Raw genomic sequence first — 22,666 nt, 5'->3', positions numbered from 1 at the left:
CCAAGTAACGTGGTCATTGTGAACACCACCACTCTCGACTTACTTCCAACTGATGCTTTCGCCCCGACATCGGTGCGCATCGCGCACCCTACGCACTTGGTGGTCTGTGAAGAATATTTGCGCCTTCACCTTCGCGCCCTTGAAAGAAACTCGCTGATGCTTGCTCTGCGCAATACATGCGCACAATTTGCATCGCGATCCAAGGTTGCGCCTCTGCTCTTAGCTGCACGATCAAACGTAGCTCGGCATAAACTTTTTCACCTGCTTGACTCGTCATAACAGGATAAGGTCGATAACGTGGTTGTATCAGCCAATTCTCAGGCTGATCAAGTTGATCTAACTCTTGGGCGCCGACACCGATGCGTAAATCCTTGCCACCACAAGAAAAAATATTCTTCGCTACCAGATCATGGGCAGGCAAATTTAAATCACGCCATTGATGTCCTCTAACATTAATAGGTTCAAACGGTATCTTGATTTCTGACGCCAATCCCTTATGTACCAAAAAATACCAAGCGGGGTGACTATGCCATTTGACGTCAGCACTTTGTAGTTGATAAGCAAACCGTCCGCCATCTTTTAGCTCACTCAAAATCAAACGATTGAGCACTTTGTCGTGCAAAGTTCGCTGACCGTTCTGATTTGAGATGAGGCGCCCACTTTTATCGATTTCGATTTGATGCGGCTCTATGATAGGTAAATTCCATAGCACTGAGCTCGCATGTAAATCAAATAGCGTCCCACGTTGCCAAGGCTGATATTCCAACAAGGCTGGATTATTCCCACCCGCCAGCCATGGCCGACAAGCGTTTAACCAATCTTGATCTTCAGCATAGGTTTGCCACGGTGGACAACTTGCCAATTGTGGCCACAATTGACTATGCGCTTGATGCAGTCGATAGCCCATAGTCAATAAAGAAGTAAACGCTTGAAATTCGACTAAGCGTATATCCCACCCATCGGTGCCGTGCTCTCCGTCAACGATGATCGCGTAATCGACGGTCAGTACATCTGCCGCCTGCGGGTGTTGCCACCCCTGCGTTTGCACAAGCTCGGCTTTTAACTTAGGTTGAAGAACCTTACATAAGGCAGTGACCCGCTGCGTCAATTTGTCTTGCAAACGCTGCGAGGCAATCAGCGGCCATTCAGAAAATAACACGGGTTCGGCAGGTACATGGCTGGTAGCTGCCAAGTTAGCCCAAAGTTGATGAATGCGCGCTTTCGACTGTGGTGCTTGTTTTTGAAGCTCAAACGTCAAATCATGAAAAGGATGCTGGTTTGTCGTCATCAGCTTATTGCAAGTAAGGTGTGGGAGCAAACTGTGCTTCTTCAGTCTGATGGATCAAATGCTGCACCAAGGTCTGATAATTCTCGGAACGCTTAAAAATTCCACGTTGGATATCGGCGGAAGCGCCGTGGATAAACAAAGCCGCAACTTTTTCGTGCAAACCTTTTAGCAAGTCTAATTCCTCCGCCGCGGGAGTCAGGCGCACCAGCCATTGATCGAAGTATTCATGCAAACTGACTGGCACCTCACTATGCCAGTCAATCAGCGAAGCTCCCAGACCGCGCCGACGCACTCGCCATTTATTCTCTTCCAAACAAGCACGTGATAAGGGTTTTGGCAGGCGTCCACGTTGATAATCCTGTACCAAAGTAGCGACCTCACATTGCAACAGAGCGGTGATTAGCCAGATGTGTTCCAAGGACGGCGTAGCATCGCAAATCCTAACTTCTAAAGTGTGATAACGATGGTGCAAACGTAAGTCTTCCCACATACCGTGTTGGGCTTCCAAAGTGCCCACTTTACGCAATAATTGTATGTGTTCGAAATAGGCCTCTTCGGTTTGCCAGATATCAGGCGTTCCCATACGTGGTAAGCGATCTAACATAGAATGACGCCAACTCTGCATGCCCGTATCACGGCCTTCGTAAAATGGTGAACTCAATGAAATCGCTAACACAGGCGCCAGACTATTGCGCAGAGAATTAAAAATTGCCATTGGCGGAATGCCTTTAGGCAAACCTAAATGCACGTGAAATCCATAAGACACTAGGCTACGCATAATGTCGGCATACTCATCAACCAAACGGATGTAGTGTTGATGCTTGTCGAAGTCTTTATTGATCTCTTGCTCTTTCCAATTCGAAAATGGATGCACGCCAGCCGATAAAATTCTCTGCCCCTGAGCTTGGGCGCGCAAACGAATAATCTCACGCATATCACTGACACTAGCGACGATCTGATCGGGCGTATGACAAATCGGTGTCTGTAATTCAACCACCGCTTTATGTAACTCGCAAGAAGAACTACCGTTCCGATCGGGAAAATCAGACTGGCCTCGTTCGAAATCATGCGTAGCCAACTCCAAGCTGTGCTCGTCAACAATCTGTAATTCTTCTTCCGCGCCTAATGTAATCAAATTCCTCATCTCTCATGCCCTTACGCAAGCTTATAAACAGTGACTAAACAGTGACATCGCTTTCAACTATGGCTATATTCCAAAAGGTGCAGATAAATTTAATTAGCTGGCTCGGAAAATGAGCTTTATATGCATAACAAACATGGAAATAGTCTTTGCAACACTTTAGATGCTCTACGGCAAAATCAATTCGCGTATTAAAGGCGCATTTAGCTTCTTGTTTGTGCTTTTGAATTTCAGGTTTTCCATTTGAATACAACTACTTAACAACCTATCCACGCCATGACACTTAATCGCCGCCAATTTTTAGGGTCCACGCTACCGCTCGTTGCGCTTGGCTCTAGTTCCCATGCCAATGCTAATATCTACTCGTTTGCAAAGCCACCTATCGCCTCCGATGCTGACACGCAAATATGGTTAGTGGGTGACTCGCTACCTTACCCCGCTGAGAACGAAGCGAACCGATTACAAGCTTTATTAATCAAACACGCTAGGGTCAACGACTCTTATTTAAGCGGTGGAGCGGTTGCTGCCTTGGAAGAAAAATTTTCTAGCTTGTTAGGAAAAGAATCTAGTGTATTTATGCCGACGGGAACAATGGCAAATCACATTGCCATCCGTATTTTGTGCGGCGAAGCAAAACACGCATTAGTACAACAGGAAAGTCATGTGTACCGCGATGAGAGCAATTGTGTCACGACACTGAGCGGTATCAATATGGTGCCACTGGCAGCAGGAAAAACGGCTCCCACTTTAACGGAACTCAGTGATGCGATTAGTCGCGCAGAGATCGGACCTTACCCCATCAAGGTCGGCGCAATCTCGCTGGAAAGTCCGGTACGCCGCACCCAAGGTGGAACTTTGCACATGAGTCAGATTGAAGAGATCGCAAAACTAGCGCGCAGCAAACGTATTCCCATGCATCTGGATGGCGCACGTCTGTTTCTGATGTTTGGCATGCCAGGCTTTGATATCAAAAATTATTGCGCTCCGTTTGATACGGTCTATGTCTCACTCTACAAATATCTAGGCGCAGCGTATGGCGCCATACTTTCCGGAACTAAAGCACAAATGGACAAAGCACGCGAGCTGCGACATATTTTAGGTGGTACGCAGTCGTCTGGATGGCAAGCAGCACTGCCAGCCTTGGATGCATTGGAAGGAGTTGAACAACGCTTTACCGCCGTCCGTCATGCAGGTCAAAACCTGCTTTCTCGGCTAGAAAAATTAGAGGGATTCAAAGTGCATAGAATCGAACAAGGCAGCAATATCGCGACCTTAGAAATATCGGCTCAGCGTCAATCGGGCTTAGAGCAAAGACTCAAAGACGCCAACATACGCACCAGAAAAATTATTGATGGCAAACTACCTCTTCAATTCAACGAAAGCCTATTACGGCGCGACACCGATTTTCTAGTGGATGCGTTCGCAGGAAAAAATTAAAAGCCCTATCTACTACAAAATCGGACATAGGGTGCGCACTAATAGGCGCTCAGCAAAATCAGAATATCCCTGACATTGCCTGCGGTTTAGAGTCGGAACACCCTTTCCCGCTCCTTGGAAGCATGGATATCTACATAATTGGAGCACTGATAACACTCCCTCTCCCGCAAGCGGGAGAGGGCTGGGGTGAGGGAGCTTGGCAAGTGAGAAAAAATCTCGATTGCATGAGTTCTAAATACCGAACGTGGCTTTAGAAAATGCATTTCCTTAATCTGAACTGCCCTCATCCCGACCTTCTCCCGCTTGCGGGAGAAGGCGCTTTATACACATTTCAACTTATGTAGATACCTATGCCTTGAAGTGGCAGGAATCTAAGATCTACCATCAACAACTATCACATCTTCCGATAAAAAATCACACCAACCAATCACACGATACGCGATTGAATCTCCCTGCTTGCCCTCTCATTTGTATGACGTCATAAGTCTGTCATGAAGCCAAACTAAAATGCCACAAGGCAATCATGGAAAGCTTTCCTTATTTGCTGTAACTCACACTTTGCCCGAACAAAGTTCACACGCTATCTAGCTCAATACAGACGCATGTGCGCTCAGCGTGCTCGGGGCAGTGTGCCTACTATTTTTTAAAAAAACTGATTTTGACAAACTTCTTGCACCGCGCTTTATGGGATGCAAGCTATTGAGGTTGACTATGAATTTTGATTTTTTTTACGCGAGCAAAACGACCAAGCACTTGCTCACACTATGTTTACCACTCGCGCTAATCGCTTGTAGTAACAACAAAGACAGCGCGAGCACCCTCGCTCCCGAGGCTGAAACGCCTGCTGTCGCAGTCATGTCCGATGTCCACTTTGAAAACGTCTATGGCGATTTGAAGAATGCAAAGTTCTCCGGCATCCCTACTGGCGACGGTAAGTTTGCGACGATACGGACGATGTATGCGCAATTGACTTCAACCCGTTTATTTAACGAAAACTACTTTGCATTTCGCGGTGCTTTGGATGATGCGTACAGCAAAGGCATACGCTTAGTCGCACTCTCCGGAGATTACTCCGACGACGCGCAACCTATCAATATTGATGGTATCGCCGCTATCATGAAAGAGTATCAAGCCAAGGGTATGCGCTTCTTCATTGCACCTGGCAATCATGATCCAAATGAACCCTACGATGATGATGAAGCTGGTAAAAATGATTTTTTAACGGCTGAAGGAAAAGAGCAAAAAGTCTATGCGACAGGCTACAGCGCTTGTAAAAATCAAGATGCCAATGTGACTTGTACTAACCAGTTAATGGAATTGGGCTACGAAAAACTGATCTCACAACTGGGTGAATTTGGCTATATGCCAAATAAAGCGGATGTCCATTGGGAGACACCGTTTTCTACCTACACCACATCCAATTATAGTTATGACGCCGCAGTAGTCAGTGCAGAGGCAAAAAACCGCCAGTTTGAAATTTGTGCCGAAGGTGAAGGCGGTAACTATAAAGCTGAAGGTGAAAAGAAACTCGGCAAGCCATACACCAAATGCACTAGCATTATCGACTCCAGTTATTTGGTAGAACCCGTTAAAGGCATTTGGTTATTATCAATCGACGCCAACGTGCATATTCCTAATGCCGCATTCGATCCATTTAATCCTAAGATATTTAAAGGGTTTGATGGCGCAGGTAATGCTGGCTGGAATAAGGTATTGACACACAAGAAGCATTTATTGGATTGGATAAAAACCGTCAATGCTCGTGCTAAAGCGCAAGGCAAACGCCTGATCGCCTTTTCGCATTATCCGACGATGGATTTTTATGCTAACCAAACCGACGCCATGAAAGCGGTTTTTAAATCAGGTGCATTTCAAGTTGCTCGCGTACCAGAGCTAGCAACCACTACGGCATTAACTGCTACAGGCTTGCAATTACATTTAGGTGGTCATATGCATTTTAATGGCACCAATGACTACAAGGATGCATCGGGAAATTACCTAGTCAACGTACAATCGCCGTCCCTCGCGGTATTTGGCGCATCCTACAAAATCGTTAAATATAAAGATCAAGACACGGTCGATATCGAGACGATTTCATTGAACAATGTTGCACGCTATAACGAATTATTTAAGTTTTACCAAACTGAATATGACTATCTGCAAAACAGCACGGCAGCGGCAGATATTAGCAAACGTTGGAGCAAGGATATTCTGAATACAAAATCGTACGGCGAATTTACCCGTTACTATTTTGGTGAATTATCACGCTTACGCTTCATGGATGAATACTGGCCCTGCGAAATGAAAGAAGCAGCAAGCATGCTCGACGCTAAACAGATGCTAATTCTGTCGCAATTGCAAACTCAAGTAAGCTTCGCTCAATTAAAAGATGTCCCAGGTGTATTGCCACTGACTGCTAACTGCATGTCAAAAGGAAGTGCAACTGGAACACCAGTACCAGCGACACAATTGAGTGCAGATTGGGCCACAGCCACGGCCAAAGCAACGCAACTCGCAACAGCGGCTGGATTTAAACTGGATGATTTTGCCAAGATTAGCGCCTATGAATTTTATGGTGACTTCCATCGTACCGTCTATGCAGGTGAACTTGCACTGCGCGACATGGGCATAGATAGAGTCAAGCAATATAAAGTCTTAATGAATGCCTTTCCTTCTGCTCCAAGCAGCATTAGCATGTTAGACGGTAAGCCATCAGATCAAAATCTAGTGCATGTACTGTTCCAAAACCAATTCAAACAAGTGTTTGCTATTTTCAAAGGCTTAGGCTCAGGAAAACCTAGCGACAAATTCACGATCAATTTCAAGACACAGACGCTCACCAACACTAATAGCGCTGCCGCTAGTTTCAATTAAATCAGTGCGCAGTTAGCAACTAGCCGAAATTGATCCACTTATCTTGATCCACCTATCCTTCCGTTTATTTCTATATGATATGAACGGAAGGATTGTTACTTATTGACTGTTAATTATTGATCGTTGATTATTGATCGTTGATTATTGATCGTTGATTATTGATCGTTGATTATTGATCGTTGATTATTGATCGTTGATTACTGAGTCAGCACAAAACCTCCACCTAATTCTGTCCCATAAAACAGCCATTTGATACGTCAATTCAGATGGTTTATCACATCATAGCCATACGCTGATGCAGTGCATTACTATGCCTAACATCCTTGTCTCTACAAGGCGAACTATCCACCTTAGATTTTGATAGAGAACTGTGAATAATTAACAGCAGTTCTCTCACCAACTTTGAAAGAGAATCATGCTTATAGCACCCCTACTCTCAGCCCTGCTCTTAAACTCACTCTCGACAACGCCTAACGGCGCGCTAATCCAGAACGAAACGACCTGCTACACCACGACGGCGCAAAAGGGCGACAAAATTGAAGTGATCGGTTATACCTTGCAATCGATTGAGCGCGGAAAAAAAGAGGATCGCGACATTTTCAAAATCGTCATACATCAACGCATGTTCGGCAGCAAATTCGATATGCGCGACAGCTTTATCGTCGATGCACTAGATCTCCACGCGATTGAATTTATCAATGAGCGCCAAGGCAAGCAACACGTGCTTTTGAACTATGGTAGCAACAAAATCAGCGGTACACGTATCGCATCAGACGGCTCAAAAGAAAGCATAGAAGTGGCGACTCAAGGGCCGATTTGGGATGCTAATTTATGGGGTGTCACATTTGCGGCGATGCCACTTACATCTGGTGCACAATTGCGGCTTCCGACTTTTCATTACGATAAGGGTCTGGGTGAATTTAATATCCAGGTTAAGGGCTTAGAGGCCAATATCTGGCAACTCGACATCGGCGAAGAAGGCAAACCAAAGGCGCACTATCAAATTGGACAATCGCCCAGACGCGAACTCGGTGTCAAGGCAGGTTTTTATACCACTTTTATCGGAGGCGATTGCGCCGAATTAGCTCGACCAGCAAATCCTAACAACAAGTAAGCTAAAGTAGAAAAATCGCTACTGCACTTACCCAATATGCCGCGCAATAAAAAAGGCACTTAACAGCGTTAGCCCACTATTATGTGCATTCAACTAGACCTCAATCGCTTGCAGATAAAACTTATAAGTTCACCTCAGCACACATCAACATATCTACATCGCAATCCCGTCGAGTGAATTAGAATTTAAATCTAATAGACGCCGTCAAGCTGCCGTTTTTAGAATAAGTAGAACTTTGTCCGTAGCGCTCCCATTCTAGCGACAAACCCGACTGTTTATTCAATGCGAATTCAGCTCCCACTGAACCGTACAATCCTGTCTTACTTTCATCGCCACCAGATGGAAAACCACTTTGCTTGAATTTGCTATGCGCTACACCCAGCTTGCCAAACAATGCGAACTGATCATTGATCGTTGCCGTTCCCTTTCCCGCGGCATAAAACGATTGCACATCCAATTTGGCGGTCCCGTTCCTACCAGAAAATGCCCACGCAATATTACTCGAACCCAAGTCAGCATAGCCTGCCTCAACCGCCCAAGTTTTATCAAGCTCATAGCCAGCAAATAATTTAGCGCTGACGCTGGTATTACTCGTATGATTGGCAAAAGACCCTAAATTGATATTGACTTCATATCGACTAGAAGTCGCACCCACACCGACGTAAGAGTCACTCGCATAAACTGCCATCGCGAAAGATGAAGCCAACAAGGCAAAAATAATTTTTTTCATAGTGATCCTAGAATGTTATTTAAATAAAGATTTTTTTACCTGGTAGTATATTATCAAGCACAACTTGCATGACCGTACAGCTGATTTTCTATTTATTTACTATTTACAGAATACAGAAATAAAAGTTTAAAAACTCATCTAAAGCATTTTGATAGACTAGGGTCTGTTAACATTTAAATTGGGAAGTGCGTTCGAGCCAAAAGGTGGGATGGCAAGGCGTAGTTCGACGCCGAGGCTGATGCCTCGGCAAGGGCTACAACGCTGTCCATCGCGCGTTTTGGCTTGAACCCTTCGGGAATGGGTAAAATGGGCACATGGCGTTGTTGCAAGCCGCTTACAGTGCTCGCAATGCAGCGCGTCTTGACGGTAAAGTCAGGGTTTCGAGCAGCATGCTGCTCGCTGACGTAACGAAGCATCTTTGCAAAGATGCTTTCCTTCAGCGATAGCCTAGCCCTGCGCCCATTTTTCCGCATTCGCACTCCCAATTTGAATGTTAACAGACCCTAAGCAAACCGATCAGCACACTTAGAAAGCACAAGCTATGATACGCCCCGCTCAAATGGATGATTTTGATTTCATCTATGCGCTTTACATGCATCCAAGTATCAATCCGTTTTTACTGTATGAGTTCATGTCGGCTGACAGCTTTAAGCCGATTTTTGAAGCGCTATTAGCGGACGAGGTACTGTATATCTTTAGCGTGTCGGATGAGCGCCAGAACACACCAGCGGGTATGTTCAAATTAATTCAACTCAAACATCGCACCTCGCACATTGCCTACCTAGGTGGTGTTGCCATAGACCCCACATTCGCGGGCAAAGGCCTTGGTCAAACCATGATGCAAGAAATTATCAGTTTAGGCGCATCTAAAAATTTGAAGCGCATAGAATTAAGTACCAGCGTACACAATCTACGAGCAGCGGCACTGTATGAAAAATGTGGGTTTGAACGCGAAGGTATTTTGCGTAATTACACCTATCTCAAACATGAAGATCGTTACCTAGATGAGATTCTGATGTCGTATATATTTTAAATGACACACTTCATAAAAAAGCATCATAAAAATCCACCATAAAAAAAGGGGCTACAAAGCCTTGTAGCACCTGCACTTAATTCATCAATCAAAAATAATCGAGTTATCTAAAACTTAGGCTGCGTCAAAGTGGGCGTACCTCCGATATACCTTTGCAGCCAGTTTTGTACTTCCCAATTCCAATGTATAGAATTTTGTGGTGACAAAATCCAGTGATTTTCATTTGGAAAAATCACTAAGCGCGAAGGAATTTTCATGCCTTGCAGTACGCCGTATAAGGCGGTGCTATTCACATAAGGGACACGATAATCCATTTCTCCATGAATCAGCAGCATAGGTGTTTTGAAATTTTTAGCATAGCTCATAGGATTATTCTTTTGCATAATCTCCGCGTTACTCCAAGGATTACCGCCCAAAGTAATTTCGAAAGAATAATTGGTCGCATCTGAGCCATATTGCGCCACCAAGTCATTCACACCGGCGTGATCAATAATCGTCGCAAATCTATCGGTATGCCCTGCCAACCAAGCAGCCAAATAGCCACCATAACTCGCGCCTGCTGCGGCGATACGCTTTGAATCAATAGTGCCCAATTTCTGTATCAAATAGTCCGTAGAGCGTAATACATCTTGAGTCGGCATTTCTCCCCACTGATAATTAATACTACGTGCAAATTTTTCACCAAAGCCGGTCGAACCATGGCGATTGACCCAGCTCACGATATAACCTGGCGCTGCCATCACGTGCGCGTTCCAGCGGTAGTTAAACGCATTGCCGACCATAGTGTGCGGCCCCCCATGCATCAATTGAAGTAATGGATAAGATTTTGTTTTATCGTAATCGGGTGGCAGTATTAGCCAGCCTTGCACCTGTTCGTCATTGGCACCTTTAAAGGTATAAGCCTCTACTTGACCCAATTTAAATTTGGTCATTAACTCATCATTAAAATGGGTCAGTTGACGCAAATTTTTGCCGTTGAGGTCCATACTAAATAATTCATTCGGGCGATCAAAACTGCTACGCAAAAAAATTAGTTGATTACCTACTTGTTTGAGCTTAGACAAACCTGCATCACGCAAGACGCGCTCAAATTGCGTGCCATCTGATTTACTGGTAAAAATACTAGTTTCACCCTGATCTTCTGCCACGCTCCATAACTTATTATTATCTTTGCTAACAACAAACTCGGCGATGGCATAATCACGCGTCTCTGTCACGGGTATATTTTTTCCTGTAGCCAGATCATAACGCCACAACTTACTGGAGCTACCATCATAAATTGGGGTAGCAGTTCGCGTGTAATAAAGACTTTTTCCATCCGAAGAAAAACTAGGAGATGTATCGGGCCCGCGATTGTCGATAGTAATATTTTTAGCTACACCACTTTCGCTTAAGCTAATCAAAACAATATCGGCATTATCAGCATCATGATGCGGTGCTGGAATACTATTCTTGCTCAATGCAATAGTGCGACCATCCGGCGAAATGTGGAAATCAAAAGCACCCGCCACATTAAAAAGTTCTTGCGAAGTAGGTGTCAAATCTTTCAAAGATCGACTGTCTAAATCGAATTGCAACAAATGACTAGAAAGCCCATCAGTCAACCAATGATCAAAGAATCGGTAGGTCCTATCTTCAGTCACTTTGGCCGTCATTTTACTGTCGCGACGACGTTTAATTTCTTTTTTCATATTGGCCAAATCATCCGCACGCCAATTAGCTTTCAAAGCAGGAATCGCATTGCTACCAATAATCAAGCTATTGCCATTTGGCAGCCATTGGGGATTCGCAACACCGTAAGGTAGCTCCAACACTTTCTCAGCTTCGCCGCCATCTAGACGCAAAATATATAAGGCCGCAGCTTCATCATCGGCACGCTTCGAGGTAAAAGCAATGCGCGTACCATCGGGACTCCAAACTGGCGCACTATCGTTCGCATCGGCAGTAGTTAAACGGCGTTGATTGCCACCTTGAACATCCATCAACCAAATATTGGTTTGCGGGCGATTTTTCTCTATGGACCAACTTTGCACCGTGAAGGCAATACGTTTTTGATCAGGTGCGACCGTCGGATTATCAATACGCTTAATTGCCCACAGATCTTGAGGCGTTATTGCACGTTGCGAGGTGTCGGCAAATGCGCTGCCACAACTCATCATCAAAATTAACAAGCCTGCCTTACACAGACTTTGATGAGCAAATACACGGGATTGTTTCATTTCCATCGTTGTCATCCTTTAAGGTGATTGAATTTAAGGTGCTTGGGTTTAAGGTGCTTGGGTTTAATATCATTAAATTTAAATACCAACCAAGAATACACCATGACAAGCGTCGCGATGCTGGCATCAAACAACAGTCTCACCTAAATACATGAATACTTTTCTGAACTACTTATGTGATAATTAAATCGTCAAATTATTGTTCTGCCGATTAAAACAAACTCACTCAAACTAAGCAAAAAAATATTATGGGAAACCAAGATCCGCGCATCGATGCTTATATAGAAAAATCGGCTGAATTTGCTCAACCTATCTTGTGCCACATACGTGCTATGGTGCATCAGCACTGCCCAGACGTGAGCGAAACAATCAAATGGAGCATGCCACATTTTGAATATAAGGGGAGTATTTTCTGCCATTTCGCTGCCTTCAAACAGCATTGTGCTTTAGGGTTCTGGCTAGGTGCACTATTGCAAATTGATAGCAAACTAGAAAAGGCCATGGGCGACTTTGGCCGCATCACGTCGCTGGGTGACATGCCCAATGATAAAGACTTTGCGAAATTATTAAAACAAGCGATCAAACTTCATGATGCTGGAGCCAAAATTCCTGCGCGTAGTAAAGCTGGTGCAGAGAAAAAAGAGTTAGAAATCCCATCCGAATTTCTAAGCGCGCTCAAGAAAAATAAGTCGGCGTTCGCGACCTTCGATGCCTTTCCTTATTCTCAGAAAAAAGAATATGTCATGTGGTACACCGAAGCCAAAACCGAAGCGACACGGGACAAGCGTTTAACGCAGGCGATAGAATGGATGGCGGAAGGTAAGCGCCGTAATTGGAAGTACGAAAAATGTTGAATCGGCTTTATATCTAACTCATCTCTAGCTCATCTCTAAAAACACCATGCCCTTATTACTCGACAATATTTTCTGGCATAGCTTAAGCGGTGCGCATGCAGCTTACGCAGTAGGTGAAGGAAAAGCTCGACGCTATGCTCAAGGTTTTTCGCCGATACTAGGCTTTGAAGATCGCGAGCAACCAAACTTCGATGCATTGCTAGCTTACTGTGATCGCGACGAACATTTTTACTGCGCTGAATGGCGAGGTGCGGTTCCCAATGGCTGGCAAGTACACCTAGAGAAAACCATGTTCCGTATGCAATGGCAGGGTGTCATGCCTGACGATACCGTCGCCCCACACGATCACCAGAATTTTGCCCTTCGCGCATTGACCAAGGCCGATGCGCAACAGGCTTTAGAACTAGCATTGCTCACCAATCCAGGCCCATTTGGCTTGCGCACGATAGAACTGGGAACTTACCTAGCCTACTTCAACGAAGGGCGCATCATTGCCATGGCAGGTGAACGTAGTTTTGCGCCACCTTATCGTGAAGTGAGTGGTGTTTGTACTCACCCCGATTTTCAAGGCCAAGGTTTAGCCAAACGCTTGATGAACCAGATTATCCGACGTCAACTGCTTGCCGGCGAAATCCCCTTTCTCCATGTCATGAGCCACAATACAGCGGCACATGAACTTTATCTGCGTATGGGTTTCAGCGACTATTGTGAAACCCCGGTGCGAGTTGTGTCACGGACTTAAGCTGACACTTACCTCAAATCATTATCGCTTCGCCATAGCATTGATCATGCGTATAGATCGACCATAGTGATAATGGATTTGCTGCTCGCTATATCGATGTTCACTCGCGACCGGGCAACTCACACGTGCCACGCAGGTTTCTTTACAACGCGAATTCTCTAGCTGTCGATAACTGACACATTTAAGCAGGTGAAATTCACCGCCATCTAATGCCTGCGCCGGGCAACTCTGAATACAGATTTTGCTACTACAATCATGACAAGGTGAAGTCGTTTTTACGGGCGTACTTGTCGGCAAATTGGTATTGGCTAAGATCATGGCGCGATAGGCAAACCAAGAACCGAAAGTCGCGTTAATTCCCACCATAAACGGCGACGCATGATGCCAGCCAGCTAGCTTACCTAACTCTTGTAAGCTAACAGTATAAGCACCTGGATACATAATCTCGTAGTCAACGCCAGAACACTCACTCTCAAAAAATTGCCGCACAATGGACACCGTGAAATCATCAACAGGATGATTACTTGCCTCGGTACTAATGACAGCATCAGTCGCCGATAAGGATTGCCAAAACTGTCGCCCACCATGCCCGATTAAAATTAACTGTCGATACTTAATCACCTGAGGACAGCGTTCGATCAGCAGGTGTCGTGCGTCAGTCGATAAGCTAGCAATATCAAATACCGCATGACAATTGAGTCCAGCATCGTTCAGCAGCGGCGAAGAAAGAGTTTGATAAGGATTCATGCGCTATTGCCATTTAAAAAAGTAACTATTTTACTGTGCTTGAGCATGCTCGTTCGAGATCAAGCCAATATCGTTTAAAATCCTAGGATTATGCAACGCAAGTATGCGCCGCGCCTCTCTTTTGAAATTCACCATGCCATTTTCCCATTTAGGTTTATCCAGTGCCCTTTTGAATGCCGTTCAAGCGCGCGCTTATCAACAGCCAACGGCTATACAAAACGATGTTATTCCCAGCCTGCTGGCAGGACGCGATGTATTAGCGACCGCGCAAACAGGATCAGGTAAAACCGCCGCTTACTGTCTGCCTATACTCGAACGCTATTTGCAGCAAAAGAAACCCGCGCACAGGACCGTGCAAACTTTAATCTTGGTGCCTACCCGTGAGTTAGCGGTGCAGGTTGGTGATACCTTACGCAGCTTGAGTCAGGCATTTTCACAATCACCTAAGCTTGCCGTGCTGTTTGGTGGCATCTCGATTAACCCACAAATGCTGCATCTGCGGGGCGGCGCTGATATCGTGATCGCAACGCCTGGTCGCTTGCTTGATTTGGTCAGTAAAAATTCCCTGAAATTAGATGAAGTCAGTTGTCTGGTTTTAGATGAAGCAGATCGCATGCTGGCATTGGGCTTCGCTGATGAATTGCAACAGGTTCTCAAGTTATTACCTGCACAAAGACAAAATTGTTTTTTCTCAGCCACCTTTGCGCCGAATGTGACAAGCTTAGCGGAAGCACTATTGCATGATCCGCATCGCGTCAATATCCCCAGCACCGAAGAGGGCAAACCCGATATTCTGCAACGCGCCGTATTGGTCGATGCCAAACAACGCACGCAATTGCTACGCCACTTATTTCAAAGTGAAAAATGGTCGCGTGTTCTAGTCTTCGTCGCGACTAAATACGCAGCTGATTTAATCTCGACTAAGTTACGTCGAGCCCACATCAGCGCAGAAGCTTTTCATGGTGAACAGACTCAGGGAAAACGTAGCCAAGTGATCAGCGATTTCAAAGCATCACGCGTCAAGATAGTCGTTGCGACCGATATCGCAGCGCGCGGACTCGATATCAGCCAATTGCCGGTCGTGGTCAATTATGACCTGCCCCGTTCCAGCGATGATTATCTACATAGAATAGGCCGCACAGGGCGCGCGGGTGAAGCGGGAATCGCACTTAGCTTTATTTGTGCCGATGCCGCCAACGAAGCACACTTTCGTTTGATAGAACAACGCCACGGTTTTAAAATTCCGCGCGAACAAGTTCCTGGCTTTGAAGCGAGCGCCGAAAGTCTGGCAACTACTGAGGCAATTCGTCCACAAGATCCAAATGGCGGTATCAAAGGCAAACGCCCAAATAAAAAAGACAAACTCAGAGCCTTACAAAAAACCATCGGCGAATAAATGTGTGTAGGAGCTAGCTTCCTAACGTCGATAACTAGACAAATTCGGAAGAATCCGGAAGCCTACTAGACCATAAGCGCCCTAGCTCAGGTTCGGCCAAATCGAGTTCGGTCAAATCAAGATTTACTGACTGCCATCAGAGAAAGGCCTTGTGCTGCTATGTTAAACTAATGCCCTCTGCATTTTTTAAAAGCTGACTAGGCTTTCGCTTTCAATATGACTAACGCTGCTCTCGATCAGATCACTGATTCCCCTTTATTAGCACTTTATCCTCAGCCGCTTTGGCACTGGTTCGCGCAAATCTGCGCGATACCTCATCCTTCCAAGCACGAAGCAGCTTTAAGCGCGCATATTCAAGCTTGGGCAAAAGAGCGCGGCTTACCCGTGATCGTCGATCAAGTCGGTAATTTAATTATTAGCAAACCCGCTACGGCAGGTATGGAAAATCGCAAAGCAGTCGTGATCCAAGCGCATCTCGATATGGTGCCGCAAAAAAATGCCGACAAAATTCACGACTTCACTAAAGACCCTATCGAAGCCTGGGTCGATGGCGAATGGGTAAAAGCACGGGGCACAACTCTGGGTTCAGATAACGGTATCGGTATGTCTTCCGCACTCGCCATTTTAGGCTCCAAGGACATTCCTCACGGCCCCTTGGAAGTATTACTCACCGTCGATGAAGAAGCCGGCATGTCAGGTGCTTTCGGCTTACAAGCTGGCATACTCAAGGCCGATATTTTGATCAACACGGACTCCGAGCAAGAAGGCGAGATTTATATGGGTTGCGCGGGCGGTGTCGATGCCAAAATCAACTTAGCGCTGCAATGGCAAGAAGCCGATACCACGCAAGTAGCCTACACCTTGAACATCTCAGGTTTAAAAGGTGGCCACTCCGGTGTCAATATTCACTTAGGTCGCGGTAATGCAAATAAAATATTAGCTCGTTTTTTAGCCGCTCATGCAAATGAACTTGGTCTTTGTATTAGCCATCTGCAAGGCGGCTCATTACGTAATGCGATACCGCGCGAAGCCTCATGCAGTTTCACTTTGCCTGTCGACAAACTAGAATTATTACAGCAGCGCCTGGGACACTATCAAGACATCCTGCAAGCCGAACTCGCAGCAACCGAACCGGCGCTAAGATTAAGCCTGGTCGATGCGGCAGACCCTGCGAGAGTTTTGCAAACCAAAACGCAACAACAATTAGTCAATCTGATCAATAGCTGTCCAAACGGTGTCATGCGCATGAGTGATGAAGTCGCGGGTGTCGTAGAAAGCTCTCTCAATTTAGGTGTCATCAGCACGACCGAAGATAGCATCAACATCATTTGCATGGTGCGTTCCTTAATAGACAGTGGACGTGCCTATATCGAAAGTCATTTGCAATCATTATGCGACTTAGCAGGTGCTGAAGTGCAATTTGAAGGCCGCTACCCAGGCTGGAAACCTGACAACAGTTCCCCTGTGATGGCGATAGTCAAAGCGACTTACGAGAGCATTTATCAACGTGAACCGGAAATCATGGTGATACATGCGGGCTTGGAATGTGGTTTATTCAAAAAACCTTATCCGCATCTAGATATGGTTTCCATAGGCCCAACTATACGCTTTCCGCATGGCCCTGATGAAATGGTGAACATCAAAACAGTTGGGCAATATTGGGATTTGTTGTTAGCAGTATTGGCGCGTATTCCTGAAAAAACGGCGTAGCACTTCACGCGATTTAAGACCTGAGATTCCGAAGTACCATTTCTTTCAGCAAGAATATTGAATTTAGCAAGAAAGTCTCATAAGATGCCTCTCTTACTATTTTCATTACAAGGAATCTCATGTCCCGTAAAAATTGGGCGGCTTTACCTCGCTGCAGCGCCATGGTTCTCATGGCAATCGCGACACAAGCATCTGCACAAACCTCTATGCAAACTCCTACGCAAACCAGTGTACCTGCTGCCAATGCAGCTGTACCACCAATTGCCGCCAAAGCAGCTTGGTCAGAAGTCCGCCATGGCGAAACCGTCACCGATGATTATCGCTGGCTACAGAAAAAAGAAGATCCCAAGGTCATCGACTACCTAAATGCAGAAAATGCTTACACCAGCGCAATGACGTCTGGCGTACAAGCTTTGGCCGATAAGTTATTTGCCGAAACCAAAGGCCGCATGAAAGAAACCGATTTGTCCGTGCCAGTCCGTCGCGGCAAATACTATTACTACTCGCGCACCGAGGCGGGAAAACAATATGGTATCAATTGCCGTCGTCTAGCCGATGCGCACATGAATTACGATGAAAAAGCAGTAGAAGAAACTCTCTTAGACCAAAACGAACTGGCCAAAGGACAAAAATTTTTCATGGTAGCGGGCACCTTAGTCAGTCCCGATGACCGCTATCTTGCCTATCTGACCGATACCACGGGCTATCGTCAATTCAAGTTGCAAATTAAAGATTTAAAAACAGGCGAACTCTTAAGCGACACCGCAGAACGCGTTACCAGCATGGCTTGGGCAGCAGACAACAAAACTATGTTTTACGTGCAGGAAGACGCTACAACGAAGCGTTCTGACCGCCTATTCCGCTTCCAACTAGGCGGTAAAGCACAAGAAATTTATCATGAAAAAGTCGAGCAATTTGGCATAGGCGTCGGCACCACTCACGATAGAAAATTCATACAGTTACAAGCCTTTGCCACCGATACCAGCGAGATTTGGATGATCCCTGCTGATCGTCCTATGGATGAATTCAAAACCGTTCTTGGTCGCACCAAAGGACATCGCTACAGCGTCGATCATCGGGAAGGTAATTTATTCATCCGCACCAATAAGAACGCAAAAAACTTCCGTATCGTCAGCACTCCGGTAGGCAAAGTTGCGGAAAAAAATTGGAAAGAGATCGTCAAGCATAGTGACGATGTTTTGGTTGGCAATTACGAAGTGTTCCGCGATTTCTTAGCGGTCACAGAAAAAACCAAAGCCTTGAACCGCACCCGTATTTACAATTTCAAAACCAAGCAATGGACGAATGTGCAGTTCAACGATGAAGTCTACTTAGCAGGTAGCGGTGGTACACCAGAATACACCGCACAAAAATTACGCATGTCTTACCAATCACCGACTACGCCACCGATGGTCATGGATGTGAATATGGCGACTGGCGAACGTACTATTTTAAAACAGCAAGAAGTGGTCGGCGGCTTTGATGCTAGTAAATATGAAGCACGCCGTTTATGGGCAACGGCCAAAGATGGCGTCAAAGTACCGCTGTGGGCCGTATACAAAAAAGGCGTGAAGTTTAACGGCACCGCACCTACTTTGCTCTATTCTTATGGCAGCTACGGTATTTCTACAGAAGCGACGTTCTCCTTGGCACGTTTGAGTTTATTGGATCGCGGCGTGATCTATGTGCAAGCACATATTCGTGGCGGCACAGACTTGGGCGAACGTTGGCATGAAGATGGTATGTTGATGAAGAAAAAAAATACCTTCACTGACTTTATCGCCGCAGCCGAATATTTGATTCAGGAAAAATGGACGAGCAAAGATAAGCTGATTATTCAAGGTGGCAGTGCGGGTGGTTTGCTCATGGGTGCGGTGGTGAATATGCGTCCTGATTTATTCAAAGCAGTGCATGCAGCAGTCCCCTTTGTCGATGTCATGAACACCATGATGGATGCCAGCTTGCCATTAACCACAGGTGAATATCTGGAGTGGGGTGATCCTAACAACAAGGCCGCGTACGACTATATGCGCAGCTACTCGCCTTACGACAATATTGAGAAAAAAGCCTACCCAGCGATGTTAGTAACAACGGGTTTGAACGACAGCCAAGTCATGTATTGGGAGCCGGCCAAATACGTCGCCAAACTGCGTGCGCACAAAACCGATAACAATCCCCTACTCTTAAAAACCAATATGGCAGCAGGCCACGGCGGCGCATCGGGGCGCTATGATGCGATCAAAGAAGGCGCGTTTAACTTCGCATGGATGTTGTCGCAATGGGGTATTGCTGAGTAATTTTTATCTAGTTGAACAAAAATAGTTTGAAAAAATGCCGACCTGCGTCGGCATTTTTTTTGAAACTAACTTCATTCCTAATTAGATTTCAATCAATGCTATGATCATGAGTAACTCATCTGATTTAGTTGTTCCCGCCCTCTTTACTCTATACGTATTTCAAACATGACTTCTCTTGATCCTAAATACGTTGCAGCAGATCGTCCAGTGAATCGCCGGACTAGTCCCAAATTAAAAGCAGACAGCGCGCCCGTCCCTGCTGTGGTGCAACAGCGACTAGCGGCATTGCGCATAAAACATAGATTTGGGCTTCCTTTAAGCGAACAAATACACTTATCCCCAAGCAGTCAAAACCCTAAAAAATTCACGCCTGCCAAGATCTTCATTGGCGCTGTTTTTACCCTGTCCACACTGACCGGATTACTGGCTGCGATACAAAAATCAGCTCTGATGGGCGGCGGCGCCGGGATAGGACTTGTTTGTGGAGCCGGATTATAGTGGCATGTGAATAGAAAAATGGCGAGAAATTTAGACGCGAGCATACCTGCTACTACCTTGTTTGACGAAGCCAGCCTCTTGGCTTTTGATCAGGCACTAGAAAGCCTAGGGGAAGAAGTGGACGAAGATATTTATCAACAACTACTGCAGCTCAAACATCAGATTATCCATATCGCGAAGATAGCCAGCACGCTGGATATTGATGCGCATTGCAGCATCGATGATCGTCACTATTTGAGGGAAAGTTTGCGTCGCTATTTACCTGACAGCTTACAAAGTTATTTGCGTGTACCTATCGCTATGCGCTCAAGTCAACGCATCACCGCAGATCACACCGCCAACGATTTATTGAAACAGCAGCTATCACTGTTACAAGCAGAATTCAGCAAACGGGAAGCACAGATAAGCAAAAACGCCGCTGAGCAACTAGTGCAACAGCAGCGTTTTTTAGAAGAAAAAATTAGCTCCCAATAATATTGAGCCCGATACTATCTGAATATTCTACAAAACAAATTGATGCTAATTTAGGTGACTTCAATTCGCAGGATTCAGTTCGCAGACTTCGACTTACACGATTTAATTTACTTTAGTTTGAGCTCGTTACTTGCTCTGGCATCTGCACACTGGATCGCTCCATCAACGCGACCTCATGCGCATCACGCAGCGTTTTTGCTAAAGTAAAACTAGCGCTAACCAGAAACAACCAACTCACCAGCATATAACTTTTTTCCCAAACCGGAATATTCATACGCCACAAACCCCAAGCCGTTAATAAGACTGCCGCACAAAAAGCGATCCAAACGGTCATCACCCACGAAGCGGTATCAATCTGGCCATCACGATTATCACGCACTGTTTTTGCCACCGCAAAGCTGGCAAACAAACTAAAAAATAGTCCTAAAGCCAAAAATGCGCGGTCCAATTCTTGTCCCGGCAACTGAACCACACCCGCACCGCAAGCCGCCACGGCCAATCCAAATGAAAACCAAACTTGTAAGCGCCATCCATTAGTATCACGTTGCATAATGTATTGTGTTGCCATCTCTTTTCTCCAAAAATAAATTTTAATCGTTCCTGTTGGTGTTCTTTTCAAATTACCTTCTTACTATATCATCACAAGTGTACTGGCCCCGTAGTTATCAAGTTACTTGCTTCGCGCACCTGCTGTTGACGATGTCGATCTAAATAGAGCTCTGCTTTCGCGCATTGCTGTTGCATGATCAAATTATTCTGCCCCATGACATCAATCGCTTTGCTACGAAAACTATCCATGGCATCCATCGCCTTCAATGTTTGATCAAACATATCCTTCAATTTATCAATCCCTATCATAGGATTTTGTGCAAATTGCCCGACTTTATCGGTATGCAGATTCAATTGCCGTCCGGTTTCTGTCATCAGATTTTCTATCGTACTATTGATGCCAGTCAGAGCATCCATCACCTTAATTTGATTACCGGTTGCTCGCGCTACGGTCTGCGCGACGGCTAAAGCGCTCATGCCCGTAGTTGCAACACGACTACAACCATTCATCATTTCTCTGCCAGTCTTCTTCAACACATCCAAGGCCAAATAGCCATTGGTACATACTGATTGCTGTGTCAACATATCTCGTAGATTTTGCCGTACATAAAACAAAACCTCTTGCTCTAGGGCTTTAGCTCGTTGCGCATCGGTACTTTTTAGAGCGATAACGCGCTGTTGCAAACGACTATCCAAGTTTTCTGCAAAATGAATAGCTGCTTTTAATTTTTGCATAGCATCCCACAACTTGACACGCGTCGCCTCTATGTCGATCACGTCACGCAGCATATCATCGCGCGCTGCATATAACTGCTGCATACTTTTTTGTAGCTGACCCGCTGCGCCTTGATATTTACGGAAATAGGATTGCAGTTTATTCCCGTAAGGAATTAGGCCTAAAAATTTTTGGGGTTGAAATAGATCACCGTCCTTACCAGGATTAAGTACATCGAGATGAGTACGCATTTCTTGTATCGCTTTAAATGCGGAACTGTCTTCCATACCCATAAAATTGGCTTGCAATAAGCGCCCTTGCATCAGGCTAGAAGCGATCGATATTTCCTCACGCCCTAAAGCGAACGCGCTATCCAAGCGCTGCCGAAAGGCATCGCTTTGCACATCCTCACTCAATAACGCTTGCATGAAGCGATCCACCTGTTCTTCCACCGCATGTTGTACATCGGCAGTCAAAGGAACGGCGGTTCTGGCGCACTCTTCACTCACAAGCTTAACCGTCTCTGGCGCTTGTAATACAAATTCTGTTGCGAGGTTCTCAGTCTGAAGCACGGTCTCTGTTTGCATACGTTTCCCCTTCTCTTAATCTATGTATTGGTGTTTTCTGTCTGGTGTCATGAATAGAGATGTATATCACCCAACGCAAAAACAGGATGGAGCATGAGACCATGCTTAAAAAAATAGAACGCCTAATTATGGAGTGGCAAAAAAAATATAAAAAAGTAGCTCCAGCCGATACTATCTTTCACTCAACATGGAACACTTCAAAGCTACGCCTAATCATCAACTTCATATAAAATGGTCAATTAAAGTTCTATCTTCCATTAA

Annotated in this window: 18 protein-coding genes; 11 read left to right on the top strand and 7 right to left on the bottom strand. The window is 45.4% G+C overall.

Annotation, left to right across the window (positions count from 1 at the left end; translation table 11 throughout):
- Nucleotides 1-88: 88 nt before the first annotated feature.
- Nucleotides 89-1,288: a hypothetical protein gene (locus ACFFJH_RS19215; protein ID WP_390214678.1), complete on the bottom strand. Its 1,200-nt coding sequence runs from the start codon at nucleotides 1,286-1,288 to the stop codon at nucleotides 89-91.
- 4 nt (nucleotides 1,289-1,292) lie between these two features.
- On the bottom strand, nucleotides 1,293-2,432 hold the full coding sequence (locus ACFFJH_RS19210) for a carboxylate-amine ligase (RefSeq protein ID WP_390214677.1): 1,140 nt from the start codon (nucleotides 2,430-2,432) through the stop codon (nucleotides 1,293-1,295).
- 273 nt (nucleotides 2,433-2,705) lie between these two features.
- Here ACFFJH_RS19210 and ACFFJH_RS19205 point away from each other — a divergent pair, with 273 nt between their 5' ends.
- The 3 genes from ACFFJH_RS19205 to ACFFJH_RS19195 all read left to right on the top strand — a co-directional run bounded on the left by ACFFJH_RS19205 (nucleotide 2,706) and on the right by ACFFJH_RS19195 (nucleotide 7,854).
- Nucleotides 2,706-3,866: a threonine aldolase family protein gene (locus tag ACFFJH_RS19205; protein WP_390214676.1), complete on the top strand. Its 1,161-nt coding sequence runs from the start codon at nucleotides 2,706-2,708 to the stop codon at nucleotides 3,864-3,866.
- 711 nt (nucleotides 3,867-4,577) lie between these two features.
- A complete protein-coding gene (locus ACFFJH_RS19200) occupies nucleotides 4,578-6,740 on the top strand; it encodes a metallophosphoesterase (RefSeq protein ID WP_390214675.1) in 2,163 nt (720 codons plus the stop codon).
- Between the two features lie 415 nt (nucleotides 6,741-7,155).
- Nucleotides 7,156-7,854: a DUF3108 domain-containing protein gene (locus ACFFJH_RS19195; RefSeq protein ID WP_390214674.1), complete on the top strand. Its 699-nt coding sequence runs from the start codon at nucleotides 7,156-7,158 to the stop codon at nucleotides 7,852-7,854.
- A gap of 178 nt (nucleotides 7,855-8,032) precedes the next feature.
- Here ACFFJH_RS19195 and ACFFJH_RS19190 read toward each other — a convergent pair whose 3' ends face one another.
- On the bottom strand, nucleotides 8,033-8,584 hold the full coding sequence (locus ACFFJH_RS19190; protein ID WP_390214673.1) for a porin family protein: 552 nt from the start codon (nucleotides 8,582-8,584) through the stop codon (nucleotides 8,033-8,035).
- Between the two features lie 541 nt (nucleotides 8,585-9,125).
- On the opposite strand from ACFFJH_RS19190, the gene ACFFJH_RS19185 reads away from it, so the two are divergent.
- Complete coding sequence (locus ACFFJH_RS19185) at nucleotides 9,126-9,617, top strand: GNAT family N-acetyltransferase (RefSeq protein WP_390214671.1); 492 nt, start codon at nucleotides 9,126-9,128, stop codon at nucleotides 9,615-9,617.
- Nucleotides 9,618-9,724: 107 nt separating this feature from the next.
- On the opposite strand, the gene ACFFJH_RS19180 is transcribed toward ACFFJH_RS19185, so the two are convergent.
- The gene (locus ACFFJH_RS19180; protein WP_390214670.1) at nucleotides 9,725-11,842 is read right to left on the bottom strand and encodes a S9 family peptidase; all 2,118 of its coding nucleotides are present in this window, start codon (nucleotides 11,840-11,842) and stop codon (nucleotides 9,725-9,727) included.
- Between the two features lie 242 nt (nucleotides 11,843-12,084).
- Here ACFFJH_RS19180 and ACFFJH_RS19175 point away from each other — a divergent pair, with 242 nt between their 5' ends.
- The gene (locus ACFFJH_RS19175; RefSeq protein ID WP_390214669.1) at nucleotides 12,085-12,690 is read left to right on the top strand and encodes a YdeI/OmpD-associated family protein; all 606 of its coding nucleotides are present in this window, start codon (nucleotides 12,085-12,087) and stop codon (nucleotides 12,688-12,690) included.
- Nucleotides 12,691-12,736: 46 nt separating this feature from the next.
- Nucleotides 12,737-13,432, top strand: a complete 696-nt coding sequence (locus tag ACFFJH_RS19170) for a GNAT family N-acetyltransferase (protein WP_390214668.1) — start codon at nucleotides 12,737-12,739, stop codon at nucleotides 13,430-13,432.
- Between the two features lie 21 nt (nucleotides 13,433-13,453).
- Here ACFFJH_RS19170 and ACFFJH_RS19165 read toward each other — a convergent pair whose 3' ends face one another.
- Nucleotides 13,454-14,179, bottom strand: coding sequence for a hypothetical protein (locus tag ACFFJH_RS19165; RefSeq protein WP_390214667.1), 726 nt, complete (start codon nucleotides 14,177-14,179; stop codon nucleotides 13,454-13,456).
- A gap of 133 nt (nucleotides 14,180-14,312) precedes the next feature.
- Between ACFFJH_RS19165 and ACFFJH_RS19160 the strand changes: the two genes are divergently transcribed.
- The 5 genes from ACFFJH_RS19160 (at nucleotide 14,313) to ACFFJH_RS19140 (ending at nucleotide 20,554) form a co-directional block, all read left to right on the top strand.
- On the top strand, nucleotides 14,313-15,575 hold the full coding sequence (locus ACFFJH_RS19160; protein WP_390214666.1) for a DEAD/DEAH box helicase: 1,263 nt from the start codon (nucleotides 14,313-14,315) through the stop codon (nucleotides 15,573-15,575).
- Nucleotides 15,576-15,791: 216 nt separating this feature from the next.
- The gene (locus tag ACFFJH_RS19155; RefSeq protein WP_390214665.1) at nucleotides 15,792-17,285 is read left to right on the top strand and encodes an aminoacyl-histidine dipeptidase; all 1,494 of its coding nucleotides are present in this window, start codon (nucleotides 15,792-15,794) and stop codon (nucleotides 17,283-17,285) included.
- 119 nt (nucleotides 17,286-17,404) lie between these two features.
- Complete coding sequence (locus tag ACFFJH_RS19150; protein WP_390214664.1) at nucleotides 17,405-19,582, top strand: S9 family peptidase; 2,178 nt, start codon at nucleotides 17,405-17,407, stop codon at nucleotides 19,580-19,582.
- Nucleotides 19,583-19,747: 165 nt separating this feature from the next.
- The gene (locus tag ACFFJH_RS19145) at nucleotides 19,748-20,080 is read left to right on the top strand and encodes a hypothetical protein (RefSeq protein WP_390214663.1); all 333 of its coding nucleotides are present in this window, start codon (nucleotides 19,748-19,750) and stop codon (nucleotides 20,078-20,080) included.
- Between the two features lie 18 nt (nucleotides 20,081-20,098).
- Nucleotides 20,099-20,554 (top strand): hypothetical protein, encoded by a 456-nt coding sequence (locus ACFFJH_RS19140; RefSeq protein ID WP_390214662.1) that lies wholly within the window; start codon nucleotides 20,099-20,101, stop codon nucleotides 20,552-20,554.
- 112 nt (nucleotides 20,555-20,666) lie between these two features.
- Here ACFFJH_RS19140 and ACFFJH_RS19135 read toward each other — a convergent pair whose 3' ends face one another.
- Both ACFFJH_RS19135 and ACFFJH_RS19130 read right to left on the bottom strand, forming a co-directional pair.
- Entirely contained in the window at nucleotides 20,667-21,122 is a 456-nt protein-coding gene (locus ACFFJH_RS19135; RefSeq protein ID WP_390214661.1) for a YiaA/YiaB family inner membrane protein, read from the bottom strand.
- A 71-nt stretch (nucleotides 21,123-21,193) separates the two neighbouring features.
- A complete protein-coding gene (locus ACFFJH_RS19130) occupies nucleotides 21,194-22,405 on the bottom strand; it encodes a toxic anion resistance protein (protein ID WP_390214660.1) in 1,212 nt (403 codons plus the stop codon).
- Nucleotides 22,406-22,666: the final 261 nt, after the last annotated feature.

Source organism: Affinundibacterium danionis (genome assembly GCF_042432465.1).
Taxonomy (GTDB): Bacteria; Pseudomonadota; Gammaproteobacteria; order Burkholderiales; family Burkholderiaceae_D; genus Undibacterium; species Undibacterium danionis.
Note: the sequence above shows the minus strand (reverse complement) of the source record. Positions and strands in the feature narration are given on the sequence as shown.

Excerpts from the sequence above, each read along its gene's own strand:
- ACFFJH_RS19215 (WP_390214678.1), bottom strand. The coding sequence starts at position 1,288 with ATGACGACAAACCAGCATCCTTTTCATGATTTGACGTTTGAGCTTCAA.
- ACFFJH_RS19210 (WP_390214677.1), bottom strand. The coding sequence starts at position 2,432 with ATGAGGAATTTGATTACATTAGGCGCGGAAGAAGAATTACAGATTGTT.
- ACFFJH_RS19205 (WP_390214676.1), top strand. The coding sequence starts at position 2,706 with ATGACACTTAATCGCCGCCAATTTTTAGGGTCCACGCTACCGCTCGTT.
- ACFFJH_RS19200 (WP_390214675.1), top strand. The coding sequence starts at position 4,578 with ATGAATTTTGATTTTTTTTACGCGAGCAAAACGACCAAGCACTTGCTC.
- ACFFJH_RS19195 (WP_390214674.1), top strand. The coding sequence starts at position 7,156 with ATGCTTATAGCACCCCTACTCTCAGCCCTGCTCTTAAACTCACTCTCG.
- ACFFJH_RS19190 (WP_390214673.1), bottom strand. The coding sequence starts at position 8,584 with ATGAAAAAAATTATTTTTGCCTTGTTGGCTTCATCTTTCGCGATGGCA.
- ACFFJH_RS19185 (WP_390214671.1), top strand. The coding sequence starts at position 9,126 with ATGATACGCCCCGCTCAAATGGATGATTTTGATTTCATCTATGCGCTT.
- ACFFJH_RS19180 (WP_390214670.1), bottom strand. The coding sequence starts at position 11,842 with ATGGAAATGAAACAATCCCGTGTATTTGCTCATCAAAGTCTGTGTAAG.
- ACFFJH_RS19175 (WP_390214669.1), top strand. The coding sequence starts at position 12,085 with ATGGGAAACCAAGATCCGCGCATCGATGCTTATATAGAAAAATCGGCT.
- ACFFJH_RS19170 (WP_390214668.1), top strand. The coding sequence starts at position 12,737 with ATGCCCTTATTACTCGACAATATTTTCTGGCATAGCTTAAGCGGTGCG.
- ACFFJH_RS19165 (WP_390214667.1), bottom strand. The coding sequence starts at position 14,179 with ATGAATCCTTATCAAACTCTTTCTTCGCCGCTGCTGAACGATGCTGGA.
- ACFFJH_RS19160 (WP_390214666.1), top strand. The coding sequence starts at position 14,313 with ATGCCATTTTCCCATTTAGGTTTATCCAGTGCCCTTTTGAATGCCGTT.
- ACFFJH_RS19155 (WP_390214665.1), top strand. The coding sequence starts at position 15,792 with ATGACTAACGCTGCTCTCGATCAGATCACTGATTCCCCTTTATTAGCA.
- ACFFJH_RS19150 (WP_390214664.1), top strand. The coding sequence starts at position 17,405 with ATGTCCCGTAAAAATTGGGCGGCTTTACCTCGCTGCAGCGCCATGGTT.
- ACFFJH_RS19145 (WP_390214663.1), top strand. The coding sequence starts at position 19,748 with ATGACTTCTCTTGATCCTAAATACGTTGCAGCAGATCGTCCAGTGAAT.
- ACFFJH_RS19140 (WP_390214662.1), top strand. The coding sequence starts at position 20,099 with ATGGCGAGAAATTTAGACGCGAGCATACCTGCTACTACCTTGTTTGAC.
- ACFFJH_RS19135 (WP_390214661.1), bottom strand. The coding sequence starts at position 21,122 with ATGGCAACACAATACATTATGCAACGTGATACTAATGGATGGCGCTTA.
- ACFFJH_RS19130 (WP_390214660.1), bottom strand. The coding sequence starts at position 22,405 with ATGCAAACAGAGACCGTGCTTCAGACTGAGAACCTCGCAACAGAATTT.